Here is a 24,152-nt window from a genome sequence, read left to right as displayed (position 1 = left end):
ATCCTTGGGGCACTTTTTTAGGGGTTATCAGTTAGGTGTGAGCATGTCAGCAAATCCAGGCCAGAGTAAGTTAGATCAAGTCTTAGCCCAAGAGCGGGAATACCGCGCGAAGCGTGAGGGCGGTTACCGCGAGCAGGCGCTCAAATTGTATCCTTGGATCTGTGGCCGCTGTACCCGCGAATTTACCTCAAAAAATTTAAGCGAGTTGACGGTTCACCATAGAGATCACAACCACGACAACAACCCATCCGACGGCTCGAATTGGGAATTATTGTGTCTCTATTGCCACGATAACGAACATTCACGCTTCGAAGAACTGATCCGCTACGGCAGTACCACAGAAACCAAGCAAGCGGCGGCGACCTATAATCCCTTTGCCGATTTAAAAGCGATGATGAAAAAGTAGCGATAAAAGTAAAAAGCCTGCAATTTCAGGCTTTTTTTGCAAGTCGTGCCTCGGCTTCCAGCCATTTAGCGCGGCTTAGCACCTGTTGATTTTCGTCGCCTTCGAAATGGGCTTTGCGGGCGGGAAGTTGCGCGATAATCGCGGCATGTTCTGCATCGCTGCTATCGCGCCAAGCGACAATCTCATCGATATGGCGAAAACAGCCCATGCAATAATCTTCATCATTTAAGCCGCAGCGGGCGACGCAGGGGGAGAGCATACTTTTCCTCTAAAACTCTTTTCTTTAATTGGCTTTTTTGGGTATACACACATGGATTGCCAACTGGTATAGCAAGTTGGCCAAAACTGCGGCGATACTAGCAGCTTTAGGCGCCATATGGGCAGCGATATTAAGTCAAATGCGCCTTGAAATTTGTAAAGGCTTAATGACGGCATAGTTTTCAAAGTGACGGCAAAGTTTTCAAAATAGTTTTCAAACTGGTTTTAAAAACAGTGCTGTTGTGAAGGCTTGGCGGCTAAGGCCAATAAGAGAGTCAAATGGAACACATCAGAGTAAAGCAAATTCAGCATGGCAATTAAGCTCGATAATCATAAGCAGGCAAGGGTCGAGCGTCAGGACAGGCTCAGGGCGCACTTTATCCAATTGGATAAGTTACTTGAGCAGAGTCGCGCCCTGTGGCAAGTCCGTGCCTTTGAGGCAAAAGCACTGCCTTGGGCGGCGCAATTCCCAAGGCTAGCAACCACCCTTTGGGCGCTTGATGATGCTGTGCTCGATAGTTTGGATGCCGAGCAATCGGCGTTAGTCGATGCCTTATCTCCTGCACTCAAGCAGGATCTTGCCGCGTTAGGCTTAGACTGGGATCTGTCTTTACTCCTATCCTCCTTTGCCGAACTTTCGCTGGGCTCAGATATTGATTCAGATATAGGCTTTGATATTGGCTCTGATGATATTGAAACTGCTACTTCACCTCGTATTGATCTTACCGAGCTGGCTCACTTTAGCGCCCATATAAAAGGCCGTAAGTGGGAGCAGATCACTGCCTTTGTGCAGCATTTGCCCGATGCGGGATTACCCGTGCTGGAGTGGTGTGCGGGCAAAGGCCATTTAGGCCGCTTAATAGCCAAAGCACGTGGTGTGGATGTGTTAAGCCTCGAGTGGCAGGCGATGCTCTGTGAAGAGGGCCAAGCCTTTGCTGATAAATGGCAATTATCACAGCGATTTCTCTGTGCTGATGCCTTCGCTATCGAAGGTAATGCTTGCGAAAATTCCACTCATCAAACCAATCCTTTTCGCGCCCAGCAACAGGCGGTGGCGTTGCATGCCTGTGGCGATTTGCATGTGCGTTTACTGCAATTAGCCGCAGCGGCGGGCACCCAGGCTCTGGCGATTTCACCTTGCTGCTATCATTTAATTCAAGCTAATCAATATCAAGGCTTATCGACACTCGCCAAACACAGCGCTCTACGTTTAAGTCGCCATGACTTGCAATTGCCTTTACAACAGAGCGTGATTGCAAATCCGAAACAACAGGCGCTGCGGCATCAGGAAATCGCCTGGCGGCTCGGTTTTGATGCGTTGCAGCGAAGCTGTCGTGGCATAGATGCTTATTTACCTTTACCCGCAATAAAGCAAAGTCAGCTGAGTGGTGAGTTTGCCGAGTTTTGCCATTGGGCGGCAGCGCAAAAGGCGGTTACCTTAGATGCAGATTGTGATTTTGACGCTTGGCTCGAGATAGGAAAGCAGCGACAAAGGTTAACCCGACGCATCGATTTGGCGGCGCATTTATTCCGCCGTGCGCTGGAGCTGTGGTTAATTCTCGATCGTTGCTGCTTTTTGCAGGAAAGTGGCTATCGGGTGACCCTGAGGGAATTTTGTGCAAACAGTGTGACACCCAGAAATGCGCTGATTTTGGCGCAAAAATTGAGCGAGTAAAAAACAATCTACTATTTAATGTTATACCTGACTGTTTTTTATAAAGTATTTCTTTATTAGTTCATTTTGAATTAACGGATTGGCGGCATGATCGTCACAAGGGTTTATAAACCCTGTGAGACAAGTCTAAGGCGAAAGATGGTTTTTTATTGAATCATCGGGCTTTTCTTGTTCAAATGTCGCCTTAATGACACATAACAACTAAAAACTGACCTAAAAGATCAGTGATCCTAGTGAGCGAATAAAACAGTTTCATGAAATATTCCCGCGTATTTATTAATAGCCTTGCCTATGAACTGGCACCTGTGGTGGTTTCCAGTAGTGAGCTAGAATCTCGCCTCGCGCCTCTATATCAAAAATTTCGCATTCCCATGGGGCAACTTGCGGCCTTAACGGGTATTACCGAACGCCGTTGGTGGCCAAAAGGGCATCAATTATCTGATGGAGCGATTAAAGCGGCGCACAAGGCGATAGCAGAAACGGGAATAGAAGTCGCCGAACTGGGCGCTGTGGTGTACACCGGCGTTTGCCGTGACCAGCACGAACCCGCCACCGCCTGTCGGATTGCGGCGGCCTTAGGGGTGTCGAAGGACACGGCGATTTACGATATCAGCAATGCCTGTCTTGGGGTGTTGTCGGGCATTTTAGACATTGCCAACCGTATCGAGCTTGGTCAAATTAAGGCGGGCATGGTGGTGTCTTGTGAATCGGCGCGGGATATTGTCGATGTGACCATTGATAATATGTTGGCCGATCCGACCATGCAGAATTTTGCCCAGTCGCTGGCGACCTTAACTGGCGGCTCTGGCGCGGTGGCGGTGATCCTGACCGATGGCAGTTTGCCGCTGACGAATGTGCGTAAGCATCAGTTACTTGGCGCCTCCCATTTATCTGCGCCGCAGCACCATCAACTGTGTCAGTGGGGTTTGCAGGAAGTAGGTCACAATATTTACCGTGAGTTTATGCGTACCGATGCGGTGACCTTACTCAAAGAAGGGGTCGAGCTGGCAAAGCACACGTGGGAGCATTTCCTCGCTCAGCGGAATTGGTTGGTCGAGCAGGTCGACAAAGTAATCTGTCATCAGGTCGGCGCTTCAAACCGCAAACAGGTCTTGAGTGCGTTAAATATTCCACCTGAAAAAGAATTTCCAACATATCAACTGCTCGGCAATATGGGCACAGTCTCTTTACCCGTCACTGCGGCCATGGCACACGATCAAGGCTTTTTACGCCCAGGGGATCAGGTGAGCTTTTTAGGTATCGGCAGTGGTTTGAACTGTATGATGCTGGGCATTAAGTGGTAGTTTTTCAAGGATTGTTATTTGCCTTAGCCGACGCTTGAGAGCAAGGTTTGCTAGGGCATTTTTATGCTTATTGGTTTAGCGATGGGCATTAGCACTGAGCATAGGTAAAGGCGAATTTACCTGCACAGGCTACCAATACAAAATAATTAAAACAAAAGATAGGAAGCGTCATGTTAGACACTCTGTTGCCGTTTAAACGTCATTTTCTTAGCCGTAATGGCAACAAGCTGCATTACATCAATGAAGGCCAAGGTGAACCTGTGGTCATGGTGCACGGTAATCCAAGTTGGAGTTTTTATTACCGTAATCTCGTGAGCGCCCTTAAGGATACTCACCAGTGTATCGTGCCCGACCATATTGGTTGTGGCCTGTCGGATAAGCCGGATGACAGCGGTTACGATTACACCTTAAAGAATCGCATTGACGATTTAGAGGCGCTGCTCGATAGCCTAAAGGTAAACGAAAACATTACCTTAGTCGTCCACGATTGGGGCGGTATGATCGGCATGGGCTATGCTGCGCGTTACCCTGAACGAATTAAACGTCTGGTGATTTTAAATACCGGCGCCTTCCATTTACCCGAAACTAAACCCTTACCGCTGGCGCTGTGGATCTGCCGTAATACACTGCTTGGCACCGTATTAGTGCGTGGTTTTAATGCGTTTTCATCGATAGCCTCCTATGTTGGGGTAAAGCGTCAGCCGATGTCCAAGTACATTCGCGAGGCCTATGTCGCGCCGTTTAACTCATGGGCAAATCGGATTTCGACCTTGCGTTTTGTGCAGGATATTCCGCTAAAACTGGGTGACAGAAACTATCAGCTAGTGTCGGATATTGCCGCCAGTCTGCCAAAGTTTGCCAAGGTACCGACACTGATTTGCTGGGGTTTACAGGACTTTGTGTTCGATAAGCACTTTTTAGCCAAATGGCGCGAACATATGCCCCATGCACAGGTGCATGAATTTGCCGATTGTGGTCACTATATCCTCGAAGATGCGAGCGATGAGGTGATTACCCATATCAAACACTTTATGGCTGAGGCGCAAACGCCAGCGGCAGAAGTGCAGCACGTTGAAATGGTGCCGGTCACAGAGCCTGAGGAAGAGACTCAAGCGCCACAGGCCGCACATTAATGGCTAGAGTGGAGGATGCGCAGCTCGGCCATGGGACATCTACCGCCGAGCAAGCAAGCTATGCCAATATCTGTCGGCATTTAAAGCAAGCCGCCCATCACATTCCCCATCATCTTGCGGTTGCGGTGCAACAGGGCAAGGGTAAATCCCTTGCCAATCTGACTTACCAAGAACTCGATTTTATTAGCCTCGATAAACAAAGCGATGCCATCGCCTTCGCGCTCAATGCCCATGGGTTGACACGGGGGATGAAGGCGGTGCTGATGGTCACCCCGAGTCTGGATTTTTTTGCGTTAACGTTTGCGCTGTTTAAGGCGGGGATTATCCCCGTGCTGGTTGACCCAGGCATGGGCATTAAAAACCTTAAGCAATGTTTTATTGAAGCTGCGCCCGATGCCTTTATCGGTATCCCTAAAGCCCATATCGCCAGACGCTTATTAGGCTGGGGTAAGGGCAGCGTGCAGCATCTTATCAATGTGGATAGTAATCCACGCGGAGTTGCTGGCACGCTATCGCGCTTACTCACGGGCGCGCCAAGTTTAGCGTCGATACTCTTATCAACAGCTAAGTCGTCTACAGCTAAGTCATCTGTGGCTAAATTGTCGGAACAGGGCGAGTACCCGATGGCGCTGCTTAGGCATGACGAGATGGCGGCGATTCTCTTTACCAGTGGCAGCACGGGGACGCCAAAGGGCGTTGTCTATAGCCATGGCATGTTTGAGGCGCAAATTCAGGCGCTAAAACAGGATTATGGCATTGCACATGGCGAGCGTGATTTAGCGACATTTCCGCTATTCTCCCTCTTTGGTCCGGCGCTCGGTATGGCATCGATTGTGCCTGAGATGGATGCCAGTAAACCGATTACGGCCAATCCTGAATTTTTATTTGCCGCCATTGAGAAATACCAATGCAGCAATATCTTTGTTAATCCAGCCTTGCTTGAACGTTTAGGCCGCGCCGGTGAGCAAACCGAGTCGAAAAAGCAGCACAAACTCAGCAGTGTGAAACGCGTAATTTCCGCTGGCGCGCCCGCGACTATTGCCTCGATTGCACGCTTTAGCAAAATGCTCAGTGACGGCGTGCCTGTACTCAATTCCTACGGCGCTACCGAATCCTTACCCATCAGCATGATTGCCAGCGACGAGCTATTTACCACGACTCAAACCACAGACAATGGCGGTGGGATTTGTGTCGGTCGTGCCATCGATGGTGTCAGCATCGAGATTATCGCCATCACTGAGGATAACATCTCTGAGTGGGATAATGGCATGCGTCTTAACGCGGGGGAAATTGGCGAAATAGTGGTAACAGGCCCTATGGTGAGCCAGTCCTATTATCGCCGCGAAACGGCAACGACGGCGGCTAAAATCTGGGACCGCGAGCAGCAAACCTTTAAGCACAGAATGGGCGACCTTGGCTATCTGGACGACAGCGGCCGGTTGTGGATGTGTGGCCGCAAAGCCCATAGAGTCGATGCCACCCAAGGTGGGCAGTTTGTTAAACGGTACTATTCCATTCCGAGTGAGCGTATTTTTAATACCCATCCGAATGTGAAGCGTTCGGCGTTAGTGGGGATCAAAGTGAAGGGGCAAGGCGGCGCGAGTGAGATTGAACCCCTCATCTGCATCGAGCTTGACCAATCTTTGGTATGCAATAAGAGTGCGCAGCTCTATCAAGAGCTGATGGCGATTGCCGAGCAGTATAGCCACACTCAGGGGATTAGACGTTTTCTCATTCATCCCGATTTCCCTGTGGATGTGCGCCACAATGCCAAAATATTTAGAGAAAAATTAGCCGTTTGGGCGCAATCGCAAACCAAAGGCTGATGTTCATTTAAGGGACTTTTAACCTTACTCGTCTAGATTTTCTGTTGCTTTTTAGTGGCATAGGGATGAAATATTATTCCATTGCATATAAGCGCTGAACTTAATACTGTAAACGACACTGTGTGTCTCGGAATAGCAAGATGACCGATAATTGTTCCATTTCTCTCGCCCCTACGGACTTAGAATGTACGCCGTCGCAACCAACAGGCCTAAACCCAGTGGGCGGTGACCAAGCATGTAGCAAACTAAGTCTCGATAAGCGTGAGCAAGTCGCGCTTTATGCCTTGGCGGCTAAGGTCAGCCATGCCTTTGTGACTGGCGCGGGGGGATTTTTGGGTAAGGCGATTTGCCTACGCTTACTTGCTGCTGGGATTAAGGTGACAGGGTTTGCCCGTGGCCATTACCCTGAGCTTGAAGCTCTTGGCGTGACTATGGTTCAGGGAGATTTAGCCAATCCTGAGCAAGTCAAACAGGCGATGCAGGGCTGCGATATCGTGTTCCATGTGGCCTCAAAAGCGGGTGTATGGGGCGACAGGGACAGCTATTTTTGCCCTAATGTGAAGGGAGCAGCTAATGTGATTGCCGCTTGTAAAACGCTTAAAATCAGCAAATTAGTTTATACCAGCACCCCTAGCGTGACCTTTGCGGGCGAGGATGAATCGGGTATTGATGAATCGACGCCCTACGCCAGCCGTTTTTTAAATTTTTATGCTCACTCCAAGGCGATTGCCGAGAAGATGATGCTCGATGCAAATCAAGCATCGATAACTGCATCGGCGTATGCGCTAAAGACCGTTGCCCTGCGGCCGCATTTGATTTGGGGTCCTGGCGATCCCCATCTTGTGCCGCGGGTACTGGAACGTGGCCGTTTAGGAAAGTTAAAACTGGTTGGCCGTGAAGATAAACTGGTCGATACCATTTATATCGATAACGCCGCTTATGCCCACATTCTGGCGGCCGTTGAGCTTTGCCAAGTCTCGCCTAAGTGCCAAGGGAAAGCCTATTTTGTCAGTAACGACGAGCCTCTAACTATGGCCAAGATGCTGAACCTCATCCTAGCCTGTGATGGGTTGCCGCCTGTGACCGCGCGAGTGCCACAGACCCTAGCCTATGTGGTGGGCGCAGTGTTAGAAATGACATATCGACTGCTGAATAAGCAAGAAGAGCCGATAATGACGCGCTTTGTCGCTAAACAGCTTTCCTGTAGCCATTACTTCGATATCAGCGCGGCAAAACGGGACTTTGGTTATCATGCCTTAGTGTCGATAGACGAGGGTATGAGGCGCCTCAAGGCATCGCTCTAGTGCAGTATTTAGCACAGGACAAACTTGGTGATATCTTATGCCATTACGGTAACCTAATGGATTAAAGCGTTAATGGCGTGCGACGATTGTAATACTTCGATTTTTCGGCAAAAGATTGGCCGCTGCAAACGCTGCATGTGGCAGTTGACGTTGCTGTCGCTTATCGGTTGGCCGTTGTGGTGGTATCTCTACAGTGACGCTCCACGTGAGGTCAACTCCATCGCCTTACTGTTTTTCTGCTCAGCCTTTAGTGGTTTGTTGTTACTGCATCTTGTGGTATTAGTCGCGCGTCGTCTGCTCGGGCGCGAATAGTTTTGCACTTCTTATCGAATCATTTTTTTACCCCTTGCAGTGGATAGTCATGCTCGCCATTTACGCTATTTCAAGCGGCCATTCTTGCCCGCGGATTTTTCATTTTCGCTTAATACTCAAGTGTTAAACAGTGCGCTCAAACAGCTCGCTTTTCACACCGTTAGCGCAAACGCTATCGATTTGTGCTGGCTAAGGCGTGAGTAGTGATGAGTCCGTGAGCGTTAGGACTAGGCTTAAATCTGATATAGAGTACGATAAATGCTCCGAAGATAGGGTCTAGTGCAACTAGTTGTTTTGGCTGTTTAGTATGGATTTAAACAAATTTTAATCTGCTATTTTAAACTTTTTACCCTGTTTCACTGTTTTTGGTGTCGCTAAGTATTAAGATCGAGCATGGCGATGTGGCCGAGAAAACTCGGTATTTTTAGGTTTTAGGGAGTGTTATGGAGTTTTTTACCACGCTATTTGTGGGTTACCCGATATGGGTTTGGTTAATGTTTTTTGGCTTTGTGTTGGCATTGTTAGCCTTCGACTTAGGCGTGCTACACAAAGAGCAACACGAAATTACCGTGGCAGAGAGTCTTAAGTTATCGGCCTTTTATATCTGCATGGGTCTGTTGTTCGGCGCTTGGTTATGGTGGTACAAGGGTTCGACCGCGGGGATGGAATACCTCACGGGTTACCTTATCGAAAAATCCTTATCTATGGATAACGTCTTCGTTATCGCGCTTATTTTCAGTAGCTTAGGCATTCCCCGTCTGTATCAACACCGAGTGTTATTCTGGGGGATCATGGGCGTTATTGTGCTACGTGCGATTATGATTGGCTTAGGCGCGGCGCTGGTGGCGCAATACCAAGGCGTGTTGGTGTTATTCGGCCTGTTCTTGATTTTCACCGGTATTAAGATGCTCTTTTCCGATGATGAGCATGGTGATATCCAAGATAATAAGTTTTACAAATGGTTACGCTCTAAAATGCGTTTTACCCCAAGCCTTCATCAAGAGAAGTTTTGGGTAAGGGGAGAGGAGCATCAACTCAGCAAAGGCTGGTGGGCAACGCCTCTGTTTTTGGCGTTGATCTTAGTCGAAACCGCGGATCTGGTGTTTGCGGTGGACAGTATTCCGGCGATTTTTGCGATTACCCAAGATCCCTTTATCGTCTATACCTCTAATATTTTTGCGATTTTAGGTCTGCGGGCATTGTATTTCGCCCTCGCGGCCATGGTGCATCGTTTCGAGTACCTCAAGTATGCGCTATCGGTCGTGTTAGTGTTTATCGGTGTAAAAGTCGGACTGGTGTACTTTAATCATGAAGGCATTGTGGACTTTAAAATCCCAACGGCCTTATCCCTTGGTGTCACCTTCGGCCTCTTGCTGGCGGGGGTATTATTCTCCCTGTGGAAGACGCGCGAGCAGAAGTAAGCTAATGTTTTTCTACCTAAAACTGGCGCCATAGTGCGCCAGTTTTTTATTCGGTCATCTCAAAGATAGGTTGTGATTGCCTGGGTTATTGACCGATGAAATAACTTCTATTTGCGGTTTTTAGGTTTGGTAAAAGTGTGCAAACTGTTCTATTTTTCGTATAGACAGTCGTTTGGCTCGGGCTTTCTTTCTACTTGGGTAATCGTTCGCCTTACAGCGCACTGAGCCAAATATAGATAGTCTGTTTTCATCAATTTTGCACTAATAACAATAAATTATTAGCACCATCAAATTTGTGGCTTAGCTCTTTATCTGCCGGAATGGGACGACAGTTTGGCTCATTCTGAGATGTTGGCCATTACGCCACGCCATCATTACAAATAATCGAACAGATGACCGCGAACCAGGCCGTTAATGCCGAGGATCGTACGAGGAGAAAGATCATGTCTATGGTGAGTGCGAAGGAATTTGCTCATTGGCTAAAGAAACGCTTCGAGGGTGTTGAAAAGGGCGTGAGTTTAACTCGAGAAGATATCAATCAGCTGACCGGACGCCAAAATTTTTCATTGGTGTTTGTCCATGATATTCACTACGAGTTGATGCGTTTTGGCATCGCCTTTGTGACAGACACGGGGCGCGATACATATTATCTTGTGCGGGTTTTCGATAAACCTTGGCGAAATCAATTGGAGCAGGACTCTGAAAAGGAGCTGTTCTCTAACGTAGTGTCGATTAATTTACTGCGTTAAGACGTCAATTCGTGGCATTTATCAGTGCAATTTTGCTTGAGGTGGTGAGTGCTTTCGAAGCACCTCGGCGCGCTGCTGCGCAAGCACGACAGCCCCTGTTACATGAGGATTAACAGGGTTAATAAATCGCGTCTTTACGTGACTTAACTTCTCCTAATTTCGTTACACTCTCTCTCTTTACACCTTAAATCCGCCGCGAAAAGTGCAAATTTGCTTGTTCTTCGGCATGGATTTTCCTAAGGTAATTGAAAATGATTTTCACTGAGGCTCATATGAATACTCATCTGCAATTACAGGTTAAGCATTGGCTCGAAAATGACCCCGATCCCCGCACTCAGGCACAACTGCAAGCCTTAATCGACGCCGGCAATGACGCCGAACTCGAGGCACGTTTTGCGGGACGGTTAGAGTTTGGTACCGCCGGATTACGCGGTGTGGTGGGCGCAGGTCCTATGGGCATGAATCGCTTGGTTATCCGCCAAACATCTGCTGGGCTTGGTGCCTATTTGCTCGAACAAATTAAAGATGCCGCCGAGCGCGGGGTTGTGATTGGTTACGATGGCCGCCACGATTCACGCACTTTCGCCCATGATACCGCCAGTGTACTCACCGCGATGGGGATTAAAGTGCGTCTCACCGCCAAAGTGGCGCCAACGCCGCTGGTGGCCTTTGGGGTTAAGCATTTTAATGCTGCAGCGGGTATTGTGGTGACTGCCAGCCATAACCCACCACAATACAATGGCTACAAAGTGTATTGGGAAAACGGCGCGCAGATTATCCCGCCCCATGACTCAGGTATCGCCGCTAAGATTGAGCAGGCGGCAACCCAAGCAATTCCGTTTATGGATCAGGCTGATGCCATCAAGCACGGTAAATTGATTTGGCTTAATGACGATTATTACGAAACCTATCGCCGCGGCGTGATGCACGCCAATGTGCTGCAAAATCACACTGCGCCCGAAAAAGTCAGCCTTGCCTATACCGCTATGCATGGTGTGGGCGCTGAAATGGCTGAAACTGTGCTTAAGGACACGGGTTTTACCCAAGTCTACTCGGTGGCGGCGCAGCGCGAACCCGATGGGGATTTCCCAACGGTTAACTTCCCTAATCCGGAAGAAAAGGGTGCGATGGACTTAGTCATCGCCGAAGCGAAAAAACATGCCGCCATGCTTGCTTGCGCCAATGATCCCGATGCCGACAGATTTGCGGTTGCAGTACGTAAGGATGATGGCGAGTATCAAATGCTAACAGGCGACCAAGTGGGCGTGCTCTTTGGCCATTATCTGTTAAGCCATGCCGCGAAAGACCAACGACTGGTGGGCACGACTATTGTGTCCTCCAGTCTATTATCTAAAATTGCCAAAGGCTTTGGCGTTGAAAGTTATACCACGCTCACCGGTTTTAAATGGCTGATGAATGTGGGGATTGCGCAGAGTCAGCCTGAAAATCAATTCCTGTTTGCCTACGAAGAGGCGCTGGGTTATACCGTCGGTAGCATGGTGTGGGATAAGGATGGCCTATCGGCCTTAGTTGCCTTCGCCCAATTAACTGCCGAACTTGCTGCTAAAGGGCAAAGCATTTGGGATAGACTCGAGCAGATTTACCGCGAGCAGGGTTTTCATCTCAATGCCCAAGTCAGCATTGCCTTAAAACCCGACACGCCGAATATCGGCGCGTATCTGCGTGAACATCCGCCGCTGAAGATTGGTGAACATGCCGTGGTGTCGACCGATGATCTCAAGGCGTTAGAACGCCGATTTGCCGACGGCAAGGTTGAGAAAATCAATCTGCCCGCCAGTGATGTATTAACTTATCGCTTAGCCAATGGCGCGCGGGTGATAGTACGGCCATCGGGCACTGAGCCTAAAATCAAGTGTTACTACGAGGTGGTTGAGCCTATGACGGCGCAAGATACCTTAGCCACGGCGCAAGCGAGAGCGACTAAGGCGATGGAGGTGTTTATTTCAGCCCATCAGGCAAGCCTGCCTAAGTAATCCTGTTATTCTTCGTTAAATAAATTCAGCTTCACTCAAAGGCTACTGACATGATGCTGTCAGTAGCCTTGTTTTATTCTTGTTGTCGTCCGCTGGTGATCCACATTTATAACGTGATGAATCATTGGCATTTTTCAACAAGGAGAAAGTGAAAATGTTATCAATTGCACCGTTAGTTTGGGGTGAAATTCCTGTCAGTGATATGGATCGTGCCATCGCTTTTTATCAACAACATTTCGGCGTTGAATTTAAGCGTGACGACATGGAAGACATGCAATACGCCACGATTGAAACAGAGGATGAAGGCGCACCAAGCATTGGCCTCGTTAAATGCAGCATGAGCAAACCGTCGATGGACGGTAGCACTGTATACTTGCATTTCAGCACTCAATTGCAACCTTTAGTGGATAAACTCGTGGCCGCCAATGTGACTATGCTATTGCCTGTGACGCCTATCAAGGATGGCGGTTGTGGTTATATCGCCCTGTTTGTGGATAGCGAAGGCAATAAGGTCGGCCTCTGGTCGCAAAACCAGTAATTGAAACCTTGCGGAGTCGTGCTTTGGCACGACTTTTTGCTCTCTGTTTTACATTGATATTTATAAGATATTGTTGGCTACCAGCGTCTGGCTATGCACCTAAAACAATAGATATCAAATGACAGGCCTTAATTAATAACCTTAAGTGATGGTGAAAGTGAACACGACAATAGAACTGGTTTATTTGGCGGCTCAACCTATGCTTGGGCTGAGTACGCGCACCAACAATAGCACCGAAATGGCGGGTGAGGGCGGCAAGATTGCAGCGCTTTGGCAGACATTCTTTGAATCATCACAACTCACGGCGATGCTCGATTCTCCCATGTATGGGGTTTACTACGACTATGAGTCCGATATGACGGGAGACTATTCGGTTTTAGTGGGGAAAAGCGTTGAGTCTGTCAGCGAGACCGGCCCTTTTACGGCGTTGCAGCTGTGAGAAGGAAACTACCTTAAGTTCAGTGCGCAAGGGGAAATGCCCCACTGTGTGGTGGATCTTTGGGGACAGATTTGGCGCTACTTTAGTGCACCTAATTGTCCGCATCAGCGTGATTATCAAACGGACTTTGAAGTGTATCGAAGCGCCGATAAGGTCGAGATTTATATCGGGATCGTGTAGGCCGAATCCATAACGCTTTGCCTGTACACTATCGCTTGGGCGGCTAAGCTTTAGCGGTTAAGATCCCAAGCTTTTGTAGCAAACCTAATTTGAGGTGTGATTACTGTCCATGCGCCGTGCCGACCGCCTATTTCAAATAGTGCAAATTCTTAAACATCGACGACTGACGACCGCCCAAGAGCTGGCGGATCGTTTAGAAGTCTCGACTCGCACGGTTTACCGCGATGTGCAGGATTTGTGTTTGAGCGGCATTCCCATTGAAGGGGAGGCGGGCGTGGGTTATCTATTGCGCCACGAAGTGAATGTGCCGCCACTGATGTTTAACGAGGCCGAATTAGAGGCGATTCAAGTCGGCATGCGCATGGTGCAAACATGGGGCGGCAAAGAGCTTGGCAGTGCGGCGCGTCAGGCGATGATAAAAGTGGAAGCCGTGCTACCTAAGCGTTTGCAAGCCTATCAATCCTTGATGTTCTCGCCGGATTTTTATCTAGATTCCAACGAGTTTCAGTTTCTCGATCCGCTGCGTAATGCGGCCCAGCGCCGTGAATACGTCAAACTATTCTATCAAGATGTGAATAAAACCCTGACAGAGCGCGAAGTGCGGCCGCTCGCCATCTATTTTTGGCGCGGCACTTGGACCTTGCTGACCTGGTGTGAATTACGCCAAGATTTTCGCAACTTTCGGGTCGATCGTATCACAGGATTATTAAGGCTTAACTGCCATTTTGAACCGACGCCGGGACAGGAGTTAGAGGATTATATTTGCCTGATTGAAAGCCAGTCTTAACATTTGCGGTGATGGTGGTGTTGATAGAAAGCGATGGAATACCTCATTGAGTGAGGAAAACATTGTTTATATCGTTAACCATTCAAAGGAACTATGGTTCTAACACAATGGTTTTAGTCAATATTGATCAACCAAAGTCTTTGATTAATAAGGTTATTATGGATTTTTAATTTATGTTTAATGGCGTAAAAGCCATCTTAGCAGATCCAGCGTCTCGCATTATATGTACAATGTGGTATTTGGATATTTTACCCTGCACGGCTTATAAGGGCATGTTTGCTTGGTTTGACTCACAAAACGCATAAATGTTGTGCTGTACATACCTACGAGATCTATTCTTTCTGCTAAAATTTAGCGGGAAGGATAGCTTTGATATAGCGTAATGAGCATATATGATGACATTTCAGCGTTTTAGTCTGTTCACTTTGCTGTTTTGTATTGGAATATGGACATATATACCAAACTCATATGCTGTTGATACTTTTATTATTAATCCTCCTGAATCGAATAATGACCATAGATACCAATATACTTATGATCTGTTGACATTAATTATTGAAGCAACAAACAATGATTTTGGTGTTGGAACAATACAGATTTCTGATGTTGTCATGAGTCGTAACCGTATTTTTAGAGGATTATTAGAAGGTAAAACAGTCAACGTTATTGCTGAAGCATCCAATTCTCAGTGGGATGAAAAGTTAATTCCAATAAAAATTCCAATCCGGAAAGGTATTCAGGGTTTTAGAGTATTTATTATCAAGAAACAAAATTTATCCATTATGGAAAATATAAATACATTGGCGCAGTTAATGGCGTTAGATACCGGTTCTGGTAGCCAATGGTCAAGTAAAGCTGCCATGCAAAATGCTGGATTTAACGTTATTGAAAGTATTCAATATGATAATTTGTTTAATATGTTATCTATGGGGAGGTTTATTACTTTCGGACGTGGTATTAATGAGGCTTTTCAAGAGGTTGAACAGTTTAAGCAACAGTATCCCGATCTCGTTGTTGATGATAATATTTTACTGCATATACCCCTTGCAACTTATTATTATGTTGCACCAAATCAGCCGCGTTTAGCCACAAGAATAAAAGAGGGACTTAAACGAATAATTGCTAATGGAAAGTTTGATGAATTATTTTATCGGCGGCATTGCGAATTTTTGTTAAAAAGTAATATTAATCATAGACGAGTTTTTAAAATTAATAACCCACTCACTACTGAAGCAGAAATGACATCAATTGTTGGTAAGGACTTTTTGCTCGAACCAAGTAGTGATTTTTCGGCGCTATGTGAGAAGTACCATTAATCCCATATTTAATGGGAATATTAAGTTTTTCATTATCAAAAAAGTTAAATGGTTGTTAGCTGATCTGTGTGTGCTATTGATGGTTTACTTTCTTTAAAGAGGATTGGATTCTGTAACCAGATTAATACTGTTAACTGTATAGTAGATAAAAATTTTTCTTTATCCTCATTGCTAGCTATTGCTGTTTTGTTGGAGCATCATTATGCTAATTTCTGTTGTATTTTCACTGATTTGCACTATGAAGTAGTTGCTAGAGGAAATGATACGTAAGATGTCGAGACAGTTGTTGAGCTCCTCGACGCTGCATTTGCAGTGATGTGTCTGTGAGCAACCAATCGATCCTCTTAAATAACAGTGAATCAGGTCGTGTCTGTTGGGATATCGATAGCGATATTTAGGGGGGAATCGTTGTTACTACAATCATTGGCAATCGCTAATGAAGATGGTTAAACAGTAATCGTAAGTCGTATTAATGAAAAACGCTGCGGAGGCGCTATGTTGAAAATTAGTTCTAGCTTATTGATGTGTTTGGTGTTGTTTGCTTGTAGTTCTATGCCGAAAGATTGGTCTGGAATGTCCGCCGATGAAATATCTGCTTGGAAGTCGGCAGGTTTTAGTTCTGAAGTTGCTCAAAAGTGGCATCTTAGTGGATTTGATGCAGCGCAAGCGTCTGACTGGAACAAGGCTGGATTTAATCTAAAGGATGCGATGGCGTGGGGAGCACAGAAATTTGCCCCAGAAGAAGCTAAAAATTGGCGCGATTCAGGCTTTGACTTAGACGATGCTATTGAGAGTCGTAATAAAGGTTTGACCCCAATTAAACGTAATTAACCGTCTAATCTTACTGCAAATGGACGCATCATTTTGCGTCCATTTTTTAGCCCAATATCCTAATCAGGATGATTAATGATTACTTGTTTATCATTGGGTTCACCGGAGTTAAGCGCTAGCTATACTGCCAACAGTCATTCCTTTGATATCGGCAAAGGTTTCATCTTTTCACTTGTAACTCGTTTTGTGGGTCTCGCTTGCTTAATCTGCCAGCTGCAACTTAGTGAGTTCTGCGCCAGCGATAGCGCTTAAGTGCTGAGTGATTTTCTCAATCGGCCAATCCCACCATGCAATAGCAACGAGCTTATCTATCACTGTTTGCTCGAATCTTAGTTTAATAATAGCGGCAGGATTACCACCCACAACAGCATAGGGCGGCACATCTTTTGTGACGACAGATTGGCTTGCGATAATCGCGCCATGGCCAATCTTCACCCCAGGCATGATTGTGGCGTTATAACCAATCCAAACATCGTGACCGACACAAGTATCGCCCTTAAAAGGAAAGTCTTCTGGCTTAGGTGTTGCCTTCTCCCAGCCATTACCGAAGATATAAAAGGGATAAGTGGAAAAGCCAGACACTGAATGATTGGCGCCATTCATGATGAACTTAACGTCCCTTGCAATGGCACAAAATTTACCAATAATCAGTTTATCGCCAATAAAGTCAAAGTGATAAAGCACATTTGACTCAAATCTTTCGGGCCCCGCGGGGTCATCGTAGTAGGTGTAATCGCCGACGATAATGTTGTCGCGGCTAATAAAGTTCTTCAGAAAACCCACCTGAGGAAATCCTTTTAAGGGGGATTTATCATTCGGGTTAGGTCCCTGTTGGGATGGGGAATGCGTCGGCATGTTTGCCTCCCTTATTATTTAATAGCTAAGAATTCAGTTAAGAGCATGAAAGCCTGTCAAACCTCTGTTTAATGGTTTTACTCACTATAGGCCGCTTCCCTTGCCAATATGACATGTTTACGGGTTTCACCCCAGCGATAACCGCCAAGTTCACCAGTTTGGCGTAGCACCCGATGGCAGGGGATAAGTAATGCCACCGGATTAGCGCCAATCGCCGTACCGACCGCGCGTGAGGCCTTAGGCTTACCAATGGCCTTGGCAATATCACCGTAGGAGGCGACTTCTCCCTTAGGTAAATTCAGTAGGGCGCGCCACACATTAAGCTGAAAATTAGTGCCTTTTACCCAGAGTGAGAGCGGGGAAGGCTCACCTTGGTGAATAGTCTGAGTGCTGGATGCTATTGAACTAAGCTTTTTGGCACTCGTGTCAGCAAAGTACTGGCTAAAGAGGTGATCAATTAAGCTTGCTGTTTGCGCTGTGTCCTCATAAATGGTGGCCTGACTCCAGCTCTGCTTTAAACGTTCTAATGGCAATTGAATTTGCTGCATATCGACAAAATCAAACTGGCAAATGCCCCGGGCCGTTTGGGCGATAAAGGCCAACCCGAAGGGCGTGGAATGATAGCCATAGGCAATGCTGATCCCTAAACCCTGCTGGCGATATTCAAAGGGGGTGACCGCCTCGAGTTGCACAAAATGATCGTATAGACGCGAGCCACTGCTCAGGCCTAACTCATAACTGGCACTTAAGGTCGAGTGGGCCGGCTGCTGCAATAATTGTTTTGCCCGCTCTAGGGTTAAGGCCTGCAAATAACGTTTGGGAGTGATCCCCGCCCAGCGACTAAAGAGCCGTTGAAAATGGAATTCACTTAAATGGACGTGCGCCGCAATCTCAGCCAGTGAGGGTTGATGACCCACATGCTGACGAATAAAGTCAATGGCACGTGCAATTCGCTCGTAATCTTGGGTCATCGTTATCCATTCCCTAGGTTTTACAGATGGACACACCACCATCGACCAATAAGGCGATCCCTGTGGTAAAACTGGCCGCATCGGAGGCGAGATATAGCGCGGATTGGGCGATTTCCGCGGGATCTGCGAGGCGCTTGAGGGCATGGAGGTTCTTCACAAAGGCCATGGCCTCTGGGGTATTGGCAAACTCCCGTCCCATCGGCGTATCTGTGCCGCCTGGCAATAGCGCATTGACCCTAATCCCGCGCGCGCCGTACTCAACGGCCAAGGCTTGGGTTAAGCCAATCATCCCCGCTTTACTCGCCGCATAGGCTGCCGTTTGCGGAAAACCTATGGTATAGCCAACAAAGGAAGATGTAAAAATAATCGACCCTGTGCCACGTTTAAGCATCTGTGGCAATTGATATTTTGCCGCTAAAAATGCACTGGTAAGGTTGGTTGTTAGGGTGTTTTCCCATTCGGCACGGCTAAGCGCATCCGAATCCACGCCTAACTCACCATTAATACCGGCATTATTAAAGGCGATATCTAATCCGCCATACTGCTCAACAGCAAGTGCCACTAAATCACTGGCATACACCTCGTCAGTCACATCGCCCGCCAGATAAACTGCTTCACCGCCTTGGGTGATTATCTCATCCACCATTGAGGCCAATATGGCGCCGCGGCGCGCCCCCAGCACCAGTTTTGCGCCTTCACGGGCAAAGCGTTTTGCGGTGGCATAACCAATCCCCGAACTTGCCCCTGTAATGATTGCGACCTTTCCCTGTAACACTGCCATAGATATGTCTCCATTAATTGCCTCGGCCAATATGCGCCGATAGAGACATAGTGAAGGGTTAGGGGATGCAACTCGACCCGAATCTTGCGCTTTTACACTTGGTTGCTAACGTCGTGAAAGTTGGGTGGATTATTACTGAGTTTTAGGCAACGCCAGCGGCATAAATCAGTAGCAAAGACAGCGGGACGGAAACAACACCGATTAAGCGAAATTGATTCTTAAACGCTTGGGCTGACCATAGGGCAAATTTACGATGTTTACTCGGCGGCGTGCATGCCAAGCCTATTCCAACGCAGAGTAAGACAATGCCTATCGCCAAAAAGATCTGTGGAAATCGGGTATCGGCGCAATATTGGATAAAAATCAAACCCGCAATAATTCGGCTAACCACTTCAGCAATATGGAAGTAGGGCTGCTCGCTAAATGCAATGATACCGTTAGCGAAAGCCGCAGGCTTGATGACCATTACAAGGCTAAAAAACAGCATCAATAGGCCAAAAGCCGCAATAAAATACATCGTCATTCCTTGTATTGGTTCTTATGTATTTGGTATGGGAAGTGTGAGTAGCTGCACTTTATCTACTTTAACTTGAGTCGTAATTGTTCTATTTGCCTATCGATAGACGCAACCTGTGTATCTGCTTGCTGCGCCACAGCCGACATTTCTTGCGCCAAGCTTTGCTCCCAAGTCGCACCCGCAAGATTGTTATTGGCGTAACTTCTATCGTTTCTTAGCTCGACAATACGTTTATCCCTTTGGTCGATAATGAGTTTTCGGTCGTTCTCTAGTTTAGTGATTTCACGGCTAATACGTTGTTTATCAATAAAATCGCTAATTTCTTGTTTTTTATCTGAGTGAGTAACAGCGTTTGCATGGGTAATATCAGGGCCTTTAACCACGCTACCGACGCCGCTGAGATCTACGGGTTGGCTATTTTCATCACAGGGATCGGCCTGATATTTTCCATCGGCACATTGGTATACGGCGGCATTGGTCGAAAAAGGCAGGATAAGTGTAACTAGCAATAATGATTTTCTGTCCATAGAACACCCCATTGTTGATTTGGTTAGATTACTCTGTCGTGGTGTAAAAACCAACAGAGAGGTGGCGGGGCTTCATCATGCACCCGAATTCCGCTAAGCCGTTGGTATGGCAGCTGGTCTGTTACTTACAATTAGGACATTTTAACAATGAGAGTCTTGTTAAACTGTTGTTGAATCTGTCTTCGTTAAATTATTTAAAAGCAAAGTCAAAGTCGTGGGGCTTCACCCCACACCCGACCAAGAGGGGATCAACAGCAATTCCCTCTTGCCTCTTTTTAACAAGAGTCCTTGCCGTCCCAACGGAGTTGAAAACCCCTTGTGCTCATTGTCAAATTTGCTATCGCTTCCGAAGGATGGGCTTTACATCCATGTAAAGCGCCCAGTTCGGCAGTCCCTACCTCTCGCTCATAAGCGCGAAAATCACCGATTTTCATTCGCCCCTGCACCTGCGAAAGCTAGCTCGGCATCTGATAGGCAGGATGCCTGAATGTTGTGAAGTGCAAGGATGCACGCGAACGACCATGGCAAGACTCACGCAATTTGTCTATTCGCCCTGCGGCAACTCCGAGGGGGAGGTGAACTCCTTTCGCGTTTGTGTTATTTGCAAGTCATGCAAAGCAAACTGAGTAATGCTTACAACCACTTTTAGCAATTTAACAATGGGTGTCTCGTTAAATTTGTCTCGTTAAATTTCAGGTGCCACTGGATTATGTAATGAAGGATATGAACACGAATCAAGTGGTGAAGGGGAATATTAAAACCACATATTCAGTTTTAATCCCATTGATTTCGTGAACCACGTTACAATACAATCAATCTACTAACATTCTATTTCTGGAATCGTAACTGTGGTGATTAATAAATTTTTCAAGGGTTTCATTTCCTTTTCGCTCATGTTATTAGTTGGAGCTTTGGGTTCAGGATTGTGGGAAGTTGCAGTAAAAGACTTGCTTTACTGGTTAGGTGGTATTTTTGTTCGTCTAGCTACTTCAATACATTCAGGGTATATTGATAGACTATATGCGCAAGTAGGTTCTGGCGCGGATTCCCTTTACTTTATTCCTTCACTTTTCATTTTGTTATTTATTATATCCTCACCATTTATTGTCTTTTATATTCTCAGAAATAATTGGAGAAAACTTGAACTCGCAGAAAGAAAACTTACAAAACTATCGACAGCCAGTACAGATATCATTAAAGAAAAAGAACCCTTAACAGTAAATTCTAATGTTAGCTCTATAAATGAAAATATTAATTCTTTCATTCAAAGTGCAACATTAAAAAAACGTAAATATGGTCAATATATTGTCATCATGATGGTGGTTTATTTTTTCATCTCAGTTGTATACACAGATTTATTAATTGCTTCATTGGTGAATTTAAAGGCTGTCAAAGGCATTGAACGCCGCTTAGAAATAATTAGACCTTATACTTCCGATAGGGATTATATGCTCTTGGTTAGCGAGTTTAGGCAAATAGATGACAGAGAGAAAACTCAGGTTTTAATATCAAAAATCAACTCGGTAGCTACTGAAAGCCATGTAATTTTGCCAAAGTTAGACCTTTACGGGATTAATTAATTTTAGAGGAAGTATAGTTTATAAAGCGTACCCGTTAACGGATACGCTTTTCTCCTGCCCATCCCCATATACCTATAAGCGCACTTAGCCAACGCTGTGAAGCGTTGGCACGTTAATCCACCGTGAGGCAGCGTATCCCAAGGGGAAAACCATGCTTAAAATACCTGTCTTTAGTGGTGATTGCTGTCGGTGTTGTCTATGCCGCTAATCGCGTCATGTCTGTTCGCCGTTTAATTGGTTAAGGGTTGAACATGCGTACCACAGTTAAATTCCTATATTTTCAAACGTTGCCGCAGATTACACCGAGATTTGCTAAGCCGAATTCGATTGTGGACGTGACCTTCGATGATATGGATATCATCGCAGAGCCGCCATGGATGGCTTCACGGCGTGTCACGGAAGCAATGGAATTCGGCGTATCCGCAACGAGATCAGAAGTGCTTGGATAAAGCCTTATATTTTCAACCTAACCTTCTTTCATCCCAGCTCTGCAAACAAAAACAGCCACAAATATTTGCGGCTGTTTGTGATTAACATTCTGTTTTTAAATAGATTTAACGCTTACACTAAATCACTCGCTATTCATTGACCATAGCTAATAGCGCAGGTAAGAACTCTTTATCCAATGCGGCAATTTCGCCTTGCTCGATAAGCACTTGATTAAGGATCTCATGGCTAGTCAAGGGATTAGCTAATACGACGCGAAACACCACAGTGGGTAGTCTGAAGTAGCGCGCGGGTTGAATGCGGGTGCGCGAGACAAAGGATTTACCCTGTTCGCGTTGGTGTTTTTGAATAAATTGGGTCAGGCCATCGAGCAGCTCATTAAAGCGAGCGAGTTTGGTCTTATCGCCTTGTTCTATCGCTACTTGCATCGCCGCCTGCACACTTGCTGGCACATAACGATAGGTAAGCAGGCACAGCTCTGGCGCGGTGACTAGCTCAAAGTCAGGATGTGCGTCGATTTGCTCGGCAAAATAACGGGCTTTTTCAAGGCTGTTATTGATCAGGATTTCGTAACCATCGCGGCCAATAATCTGCAAACAGGCGTGCACTAACATCGCCATGCCGGGGCGTGAGCCTTCGAGCGTTTGGCTGCCTAAATCCTTAGAGCCTCGGCGCAGAATATATTCGGCGTGGTGGGCAATCGCATGGGCAAACTCAGGATTTTTAAATAACACCATGCCCGCGCCCATGGGGACATACATTTGCTTATGGGCATCGATCGTGACTGAATCTGCGAGTTCAATACCATCGAGCAAGTGACGGTATTTATTGGATAATAAGCTTGCGCCGCCCCAAGCCGCATCCACATGGAAGTGGCAGTTTAGCTCACTTGCTAATGCCGCAAGTTCGCGCAGTGGGTCGATATTGCCCGTCTCGGTAGTGCCTGCCACCCCAACAATCGCCATGACTTTAATGCGTTTATTCGCCAGTTCGGCGGCGACTTCGCGCATTTTGGCAACATCGACTTTGTTATTGCTATCGGTTGGGATGCTGATGATATTGTCGCGACCGATACCGAGCAGATCTACGGCCTTACCTAAGGAGTAGTGGCCGCGCTCGGAGACCAGAATCGCTAAATCATCGAAGCCATAATGACGCAGCGCCTTGATTAAGCCTTCGCGGGTCACGCCTTTAAAGTCGCCATCGGCCTTGAGTAATTGGTTGCGGGCAATCCACAGGGCGGTGATGTTAGCCACTGTGCCGCCAGAGCAAAATGCGCCGAGGGAATGGTTGGCGCTGTGCATCCAATTACGATAAAAATCATTATCTTGAGCGTAAATCAAATGGTGCATCATGCCGAGCACTTGGCGCTCAAGCGGCGTAAAGGCTTTGGATGTTTCGATTTTGACTAAGTTTTGATTCAGCCCCACCATCATCTTCGACAGTGGCAACACGAAATAGGGCAGTGCCGAGGTCATATGGCCGATAAAACTGGGCGCCGCCGTATGCACCGAATGCGCCACCAGATTCTGCATGATTTCGTCGGTGTAGTCGGAGACAAAACGCGGCTGGCTTGGAATTTCAAAGGCTTGAAAATCGGTTTCGATTTCGGAAAGCGGCTTTTCCAGTGCGGCAATGCTGTCACCCAAAAAACCGGCTAAGTCCTCGGAAAGCTTCTGCTCGATAATGCTTAAGGTGGATTCCGCATCTTCGGGCACAGTGAAAATCCGCATTAGACTTTCTTCGGATGCGATGGCTTGGCGAGGGAGTTTTTGGGTCATGGGGCTTGCCGTCTATTAATTCTTATAGTGAAACCGCAAAGGTGATTAAGAGTATAACCAAATACATGGCGCTTAAACCCGTTTACGGATTACCAAAAAGGGAGCTCACTTTACTGCAAGGCCTTTTAGGCATCAAGCACTAAAACACCGCCTAAGTCTGTGCTTGGGTTATAGAATAAACAAAGGCGCTATAAATAGCGCCTTGGGTGTGTTGTTGGTT

23 protein-coding genes and 1 pseudogene are annotated in these 24,152 nt (G+C 46.8%); 17 read left to right on the top strand and 7 right to left on the bottom strand.

From position 1 onward, the window contains the following. Nucleotides 1-43 precede the first annotated feature (43 nt). Nucleotides 44-406: a YajD family HNH nuclease gene (locus IEY09_RS08090; RefSeq protein ID WP_011717601.1), complete on the top strand. Its 363-nt coding sequence runs from the start codon at nucleotides 44-46 to the stop codon at nucleotides 404-406. A gap of 25 nt (nucleotides 407-431) precedes the next feature. Here IEY09_RS08090 and IEY09_RS08085 read toward each other — a convergent pair whose 3' ends face one another. Continuing rightward, the gene (locus IEY09_RS08085) at nucleotides 432-665 is read right to left on the bottom strand and encodes a DUF1289 domain-containing protein (RefSeq protein ID WP_011623302.1); all 234 of its coding nucleotides are present in this window, start codon (nucleotides 663-665) and stop codon (nucleotides 432-434) included. A gap of 309 nt (nucleotides 666-974) precedes the next feature. Here IEY09_RS08085 and IEY09_RS08080 point away from each other — a divergent pair, with 309 nt between their 5' ends. The 14 genes and pseudogenes from IEY09_RS08080 to IEY09_RS08015 all read left to right on the top strand — a co-directional run bounded on the left by IEY09_RS08080 (nucleotide 975) and on the right by IEY09_RS08015 (nucleotide 16,473). Next, nucleotides 975-2,339: a methyltransferase gene (locus IEY09_RS08080; RefSeq protein ID WP_188870569.1), complete on the top strand. Its 1,365-nt coding sequence runs from the start codon at nucleotides 975-977 to the stop codon at nucleotides 2,337-2,339. Between the two features lie 254 nt (nucleotides 2,340-2,593). Next, nucleotides 2,594-3,643 (top strand): 3-oxoacyl-ACP synthase III, encoded by a 1,050-nt coding sequence (locus IEY09_RS08075; RefSeq protein WP_011717598.1) that lies wholly within the window; start codon nucleotides 2,594-2,596, stop codon nucleotides 3,641-3,643. A gap of 170 nt (nucleotides 3,644-3,813) precedes the next feature. Then, nucleotides 3,814-4,776 carry an alpha/beta fold hydrolase gene (locus IEY09_RS08070; RefSeq protein WP_088585784.1) on the top strand — a complete coding sequence of 321 codons (963 nt, stop codon included), beginning with the start codon at nucleotides 3,814-3,816 and terminating at the stop codon, nucleotides 4,774-4,776. Then, nucleotides 4,776-6,602 (top strand): olefin beta-lactone synthetase, encoded by a 1,827-nt coding sequence (gene oleC, locus IEY09_RS08065; protein WP_188870567.1) that lies wholly within the window; start codon nucleotides 4,776-4,778, stop codon nucleotides 6,600-6,602. The genes IEY09_RS08070 and oleC overlap by 1 nt, the downstream gene beginning before the upstream one ends. Nucleotides 6,603-6,742: 140 nt before the next feature. After that, a complete protein-coding gene (gene oleD, locus IEY09_RS08060; RefSeq protein ID WP_229777774.1) occupies nucleotides 6,743-7,906 on the top strand; it encodes a 2-alkyl-3-oxoalkanoate reductase in 1,164 nt (387 codons plus the stop codon). A 72-nt stretch (nucleotides 7,907-7,978) separates the two neighbouring features. Then, a complete protein-coding gene (locus IEY09_RS08055; RefSeq protein ID WP_099457876.1) occupies nucleotides 7,979-8,218 on the top strand; it encodes a DUF3624 domain-containing protein in 240 nt (79 codons plus the stop codon). A 443-nt stretch (nucleotides 8,219-8,661) separates the two neighbouring features. Beyond that, nucleotides 8,662-9,639: a TerC family protein gene (locus IEY09_RS08050; RefSeq protein ID WP_037417025.1), complete on the top strand. Its 978-nt coding sequence runs from the start codon at nucleotides 8,662-8,664 to the stop codon at nucleotides 9,637-9,639. A gap of 443 nt (nucleotides 9,640-10,082) precedes the next feature. Next, nucleotides 10,083-10,388: a hypothetical protein gene (locus tag IEY09_RS08045; protein ID WP_055646780.1), complete on the top strand. Its 306-nt coding sequence runs from the start codon at nucleotides 10,083-10,085 to the stop codon at nucleotides 10,386-10,388. A 272-nt stretch (nucleotides 10,389-10,660) separates the two neighbouring features. Then, nucleotides 10,661-12,382, top strand: coding sequence for a phospho-sugar mutase (locus IEY09_RS08040; protein ID WP_188870565.1), 1,722 nt, complete (start codon nucleotides 10,661-10,663; stop codon nucleotides 12,380-12,382). 154 nt (nucleotides 12,383-12,536) lie between these two features. Then, complete coding sequence (locus IEY09_RS08035; protein ID WP_188870563.1) at nucleotides 12,537-12,920, top strand: VOC family protein; 384 nt, start codon at nucleotides 12,537-12,539, stop codon at nucleotides 12,918-12,920. A 148-nt stretch (nucleotides 12,921-13,068) separates the two neighbouring features. After that, nucleotides 13,069-13,539 (top strand): annotated as a pseudogene (locus IEY09_RS08030) (GyrI-like domain-containing protein). Nucleotides 13,540-13,648: 109 nt separating this feature from the next. Beyond that, complete coding sequence (locus IEY09_RS08025; RefSeq protein WP_188870561.1) at nucleotides 13,649-14,326, top strand: helix-turn-helix transcriptional regulator; 678 nt, start codon at nucleotides 13,649-13,651, stop codon at nucleotides 14,324-14,326. 392 nt (nucleotides 14,327-14,718) lie between these two features. Next, a complete protein-coding gene (locus tag IEY09_RS08020) occupies nucleotides 14,719-15,642 on the top strand; it encodes a type 2 periplasmic-binding domain-containing protein (protein ID WP_229777766.1) in 924 nt (307 codons plus the stop codon). Between the two features lie 495 nt (nucleotides 15,643-16,137). Next, nucleotides 16,138-16,473 carry a hypothetical protein gene (locus IEY09_RS08015; protein ID WP_037417103.1) on the top strand — a complete coding sequence of 112 codons (336 nt, stop codon included), beginning with the start codon at nucleotides 16,138-16,140 and terminating at the stop codon, nucleotides 16,471-16,473. A gap of 201 nt (nucleotides 16,474-16,674) precedes the next feature. Here the strand turns inward: IEY09_RS08015 and IEY09_RS08010 are convergent, their stop codons facing one another. The 5 genes from IEY09_RS08010 to IEY09_RS07990 form a co-directional block, all read right to left on the bottom strand. Continuing rightward, nucleotides 16,675-17,328 carry a Vat family streptogramin A O-acetyltransferase gene (locus IEY09_RS08010; RefSeq protein ID WP_037417106.1) on the bottom strand — a complete coding sequence of 218 codons (654 nt, stop codon included), beginning with the start codon at nucleotides 17,326-17,328 and terminating at the stop codon, nucleotides 16,675-16,677. A 77-nt stretch (nucleotides 17,329-17,405) separates the two neighbouring features. Further along, nucleotides 17,406-18,299 carry a bifunctional transcriptional activator/DNA repair enzyme AdaA gene (locus tag IEY09_RS08005; protein WP_188870559.1) on the bottom strand — a complete coding sequence of 298 codons (894 nt, stop codon included), beginning with the start codon at nucleotides 18,297-18,299 and terminating at the stop codon, nucleotides 17,406-17,408. A gap of 13 nt (nucleotides 18,300-18,312) precedes the next feature. Next, nucleotides 18,313-19,080 carry an SDR family oxidoreductase gene (locus IEY09_RS08000; protein WP_188870557.1) on the bottom strand — a complete coding sequence of 256 codons (768 nt, stop codon included), beginning with the start codon at nucleotides 19,078-19,080 and terminating at the stop codon, nucleotides 18,313-18,315. A gap of 142 nt (nucleotides 19,081-19,222) precedes the next feature. Continuing rightward, entirely contained in the window at nucleotides 19,223-19,597 is a 375-nt protein-coding gene (locus tag IEY09_RS07995; RefSeq protein WP_188870555.1) for a hypothetical protein, read from the bottom strand. A 62-nt stretch (nucleotides 19,598-19,659) separates the two neighbouring features. Beyond that, nucleotides 19,660-20,124, bottom strand: coding sequence for a hypothetical protein (locus tag IEY09_RS07990; RefSeq protein WP_188870554.1), 465 nt, complete (start codon nucleotides 20,122-20,124; stop codon nucleotides 19,660-19,662). An 848-nt stretch (nucleotides 20,125-20,972) separates the two neighbouring features. Between IEY09_RS07990 and IEY09_RS07985 the strand changes: the two genes are divergently transcribed. Together IEY09_RS07985 and IEY09_RS07980 are read left to right on the top strand one after the other, a co-directional pair. After that, nucleotides 20,973-21,704, top strand: a complete 732-nt coding sequence (locus IEY09_RS07985) for a hypothetical protein (RefSeq protein ID WP_188870552.1) — start codon at nucleotides 20,973-20,975, stop codon at nucleotides 21,702-21,704. A gap of 251 nt (nucleotides 21,705-21,955) precedes the next feature. After that, nucleotides 21,956-22,153 carry a hypothetical protein gene (locus tag IEY09_RS07980; protein ID WP_088585775.1) on the top strand — a complete coding sequence of 66 codons (198 nt, stop codon included), beginning with the start codon at nucleotides 21,956-21,958 and terminating at the stop codon, nucleotides 22,151-22,153. A gap of 129 nt (nucleotides 22,154-22,282) precedes the next feature. Here IEY09_RS07980 and panP read toward each other — a convergent pair whose 3' ends face one another. Continuing rightward, nucleotides 22,283-23,932, bottom strand: coding sequence for a pyridoxal-dependent aspartate 1-decarboxylase PanP (gene panP, locus IEY09_RS07975; RefSeq protein ID WP_188870550.1), 1,650 nt, complete (start codon nucleotides 23,930-23,932; stop codon nucleotides 22,283-22,285). Between the last annotated feature and the right edge of the window lie 220 nt (nucleotides 23,933-24,152).

This window comes from Shewanella xiamenensis, from assembly GCF_014647135.1.
GTDB lineage: Bacteria > Pseudomonadota > Gammaproteobacteria > Enterobacterales > Shewanellaceae > Shewanella > Shewanella xiamenensis.
Note: the sequence above shows the minus strand (reverse complement) of the source record. Positions and strands in the feature narration are given on the sequence as shown.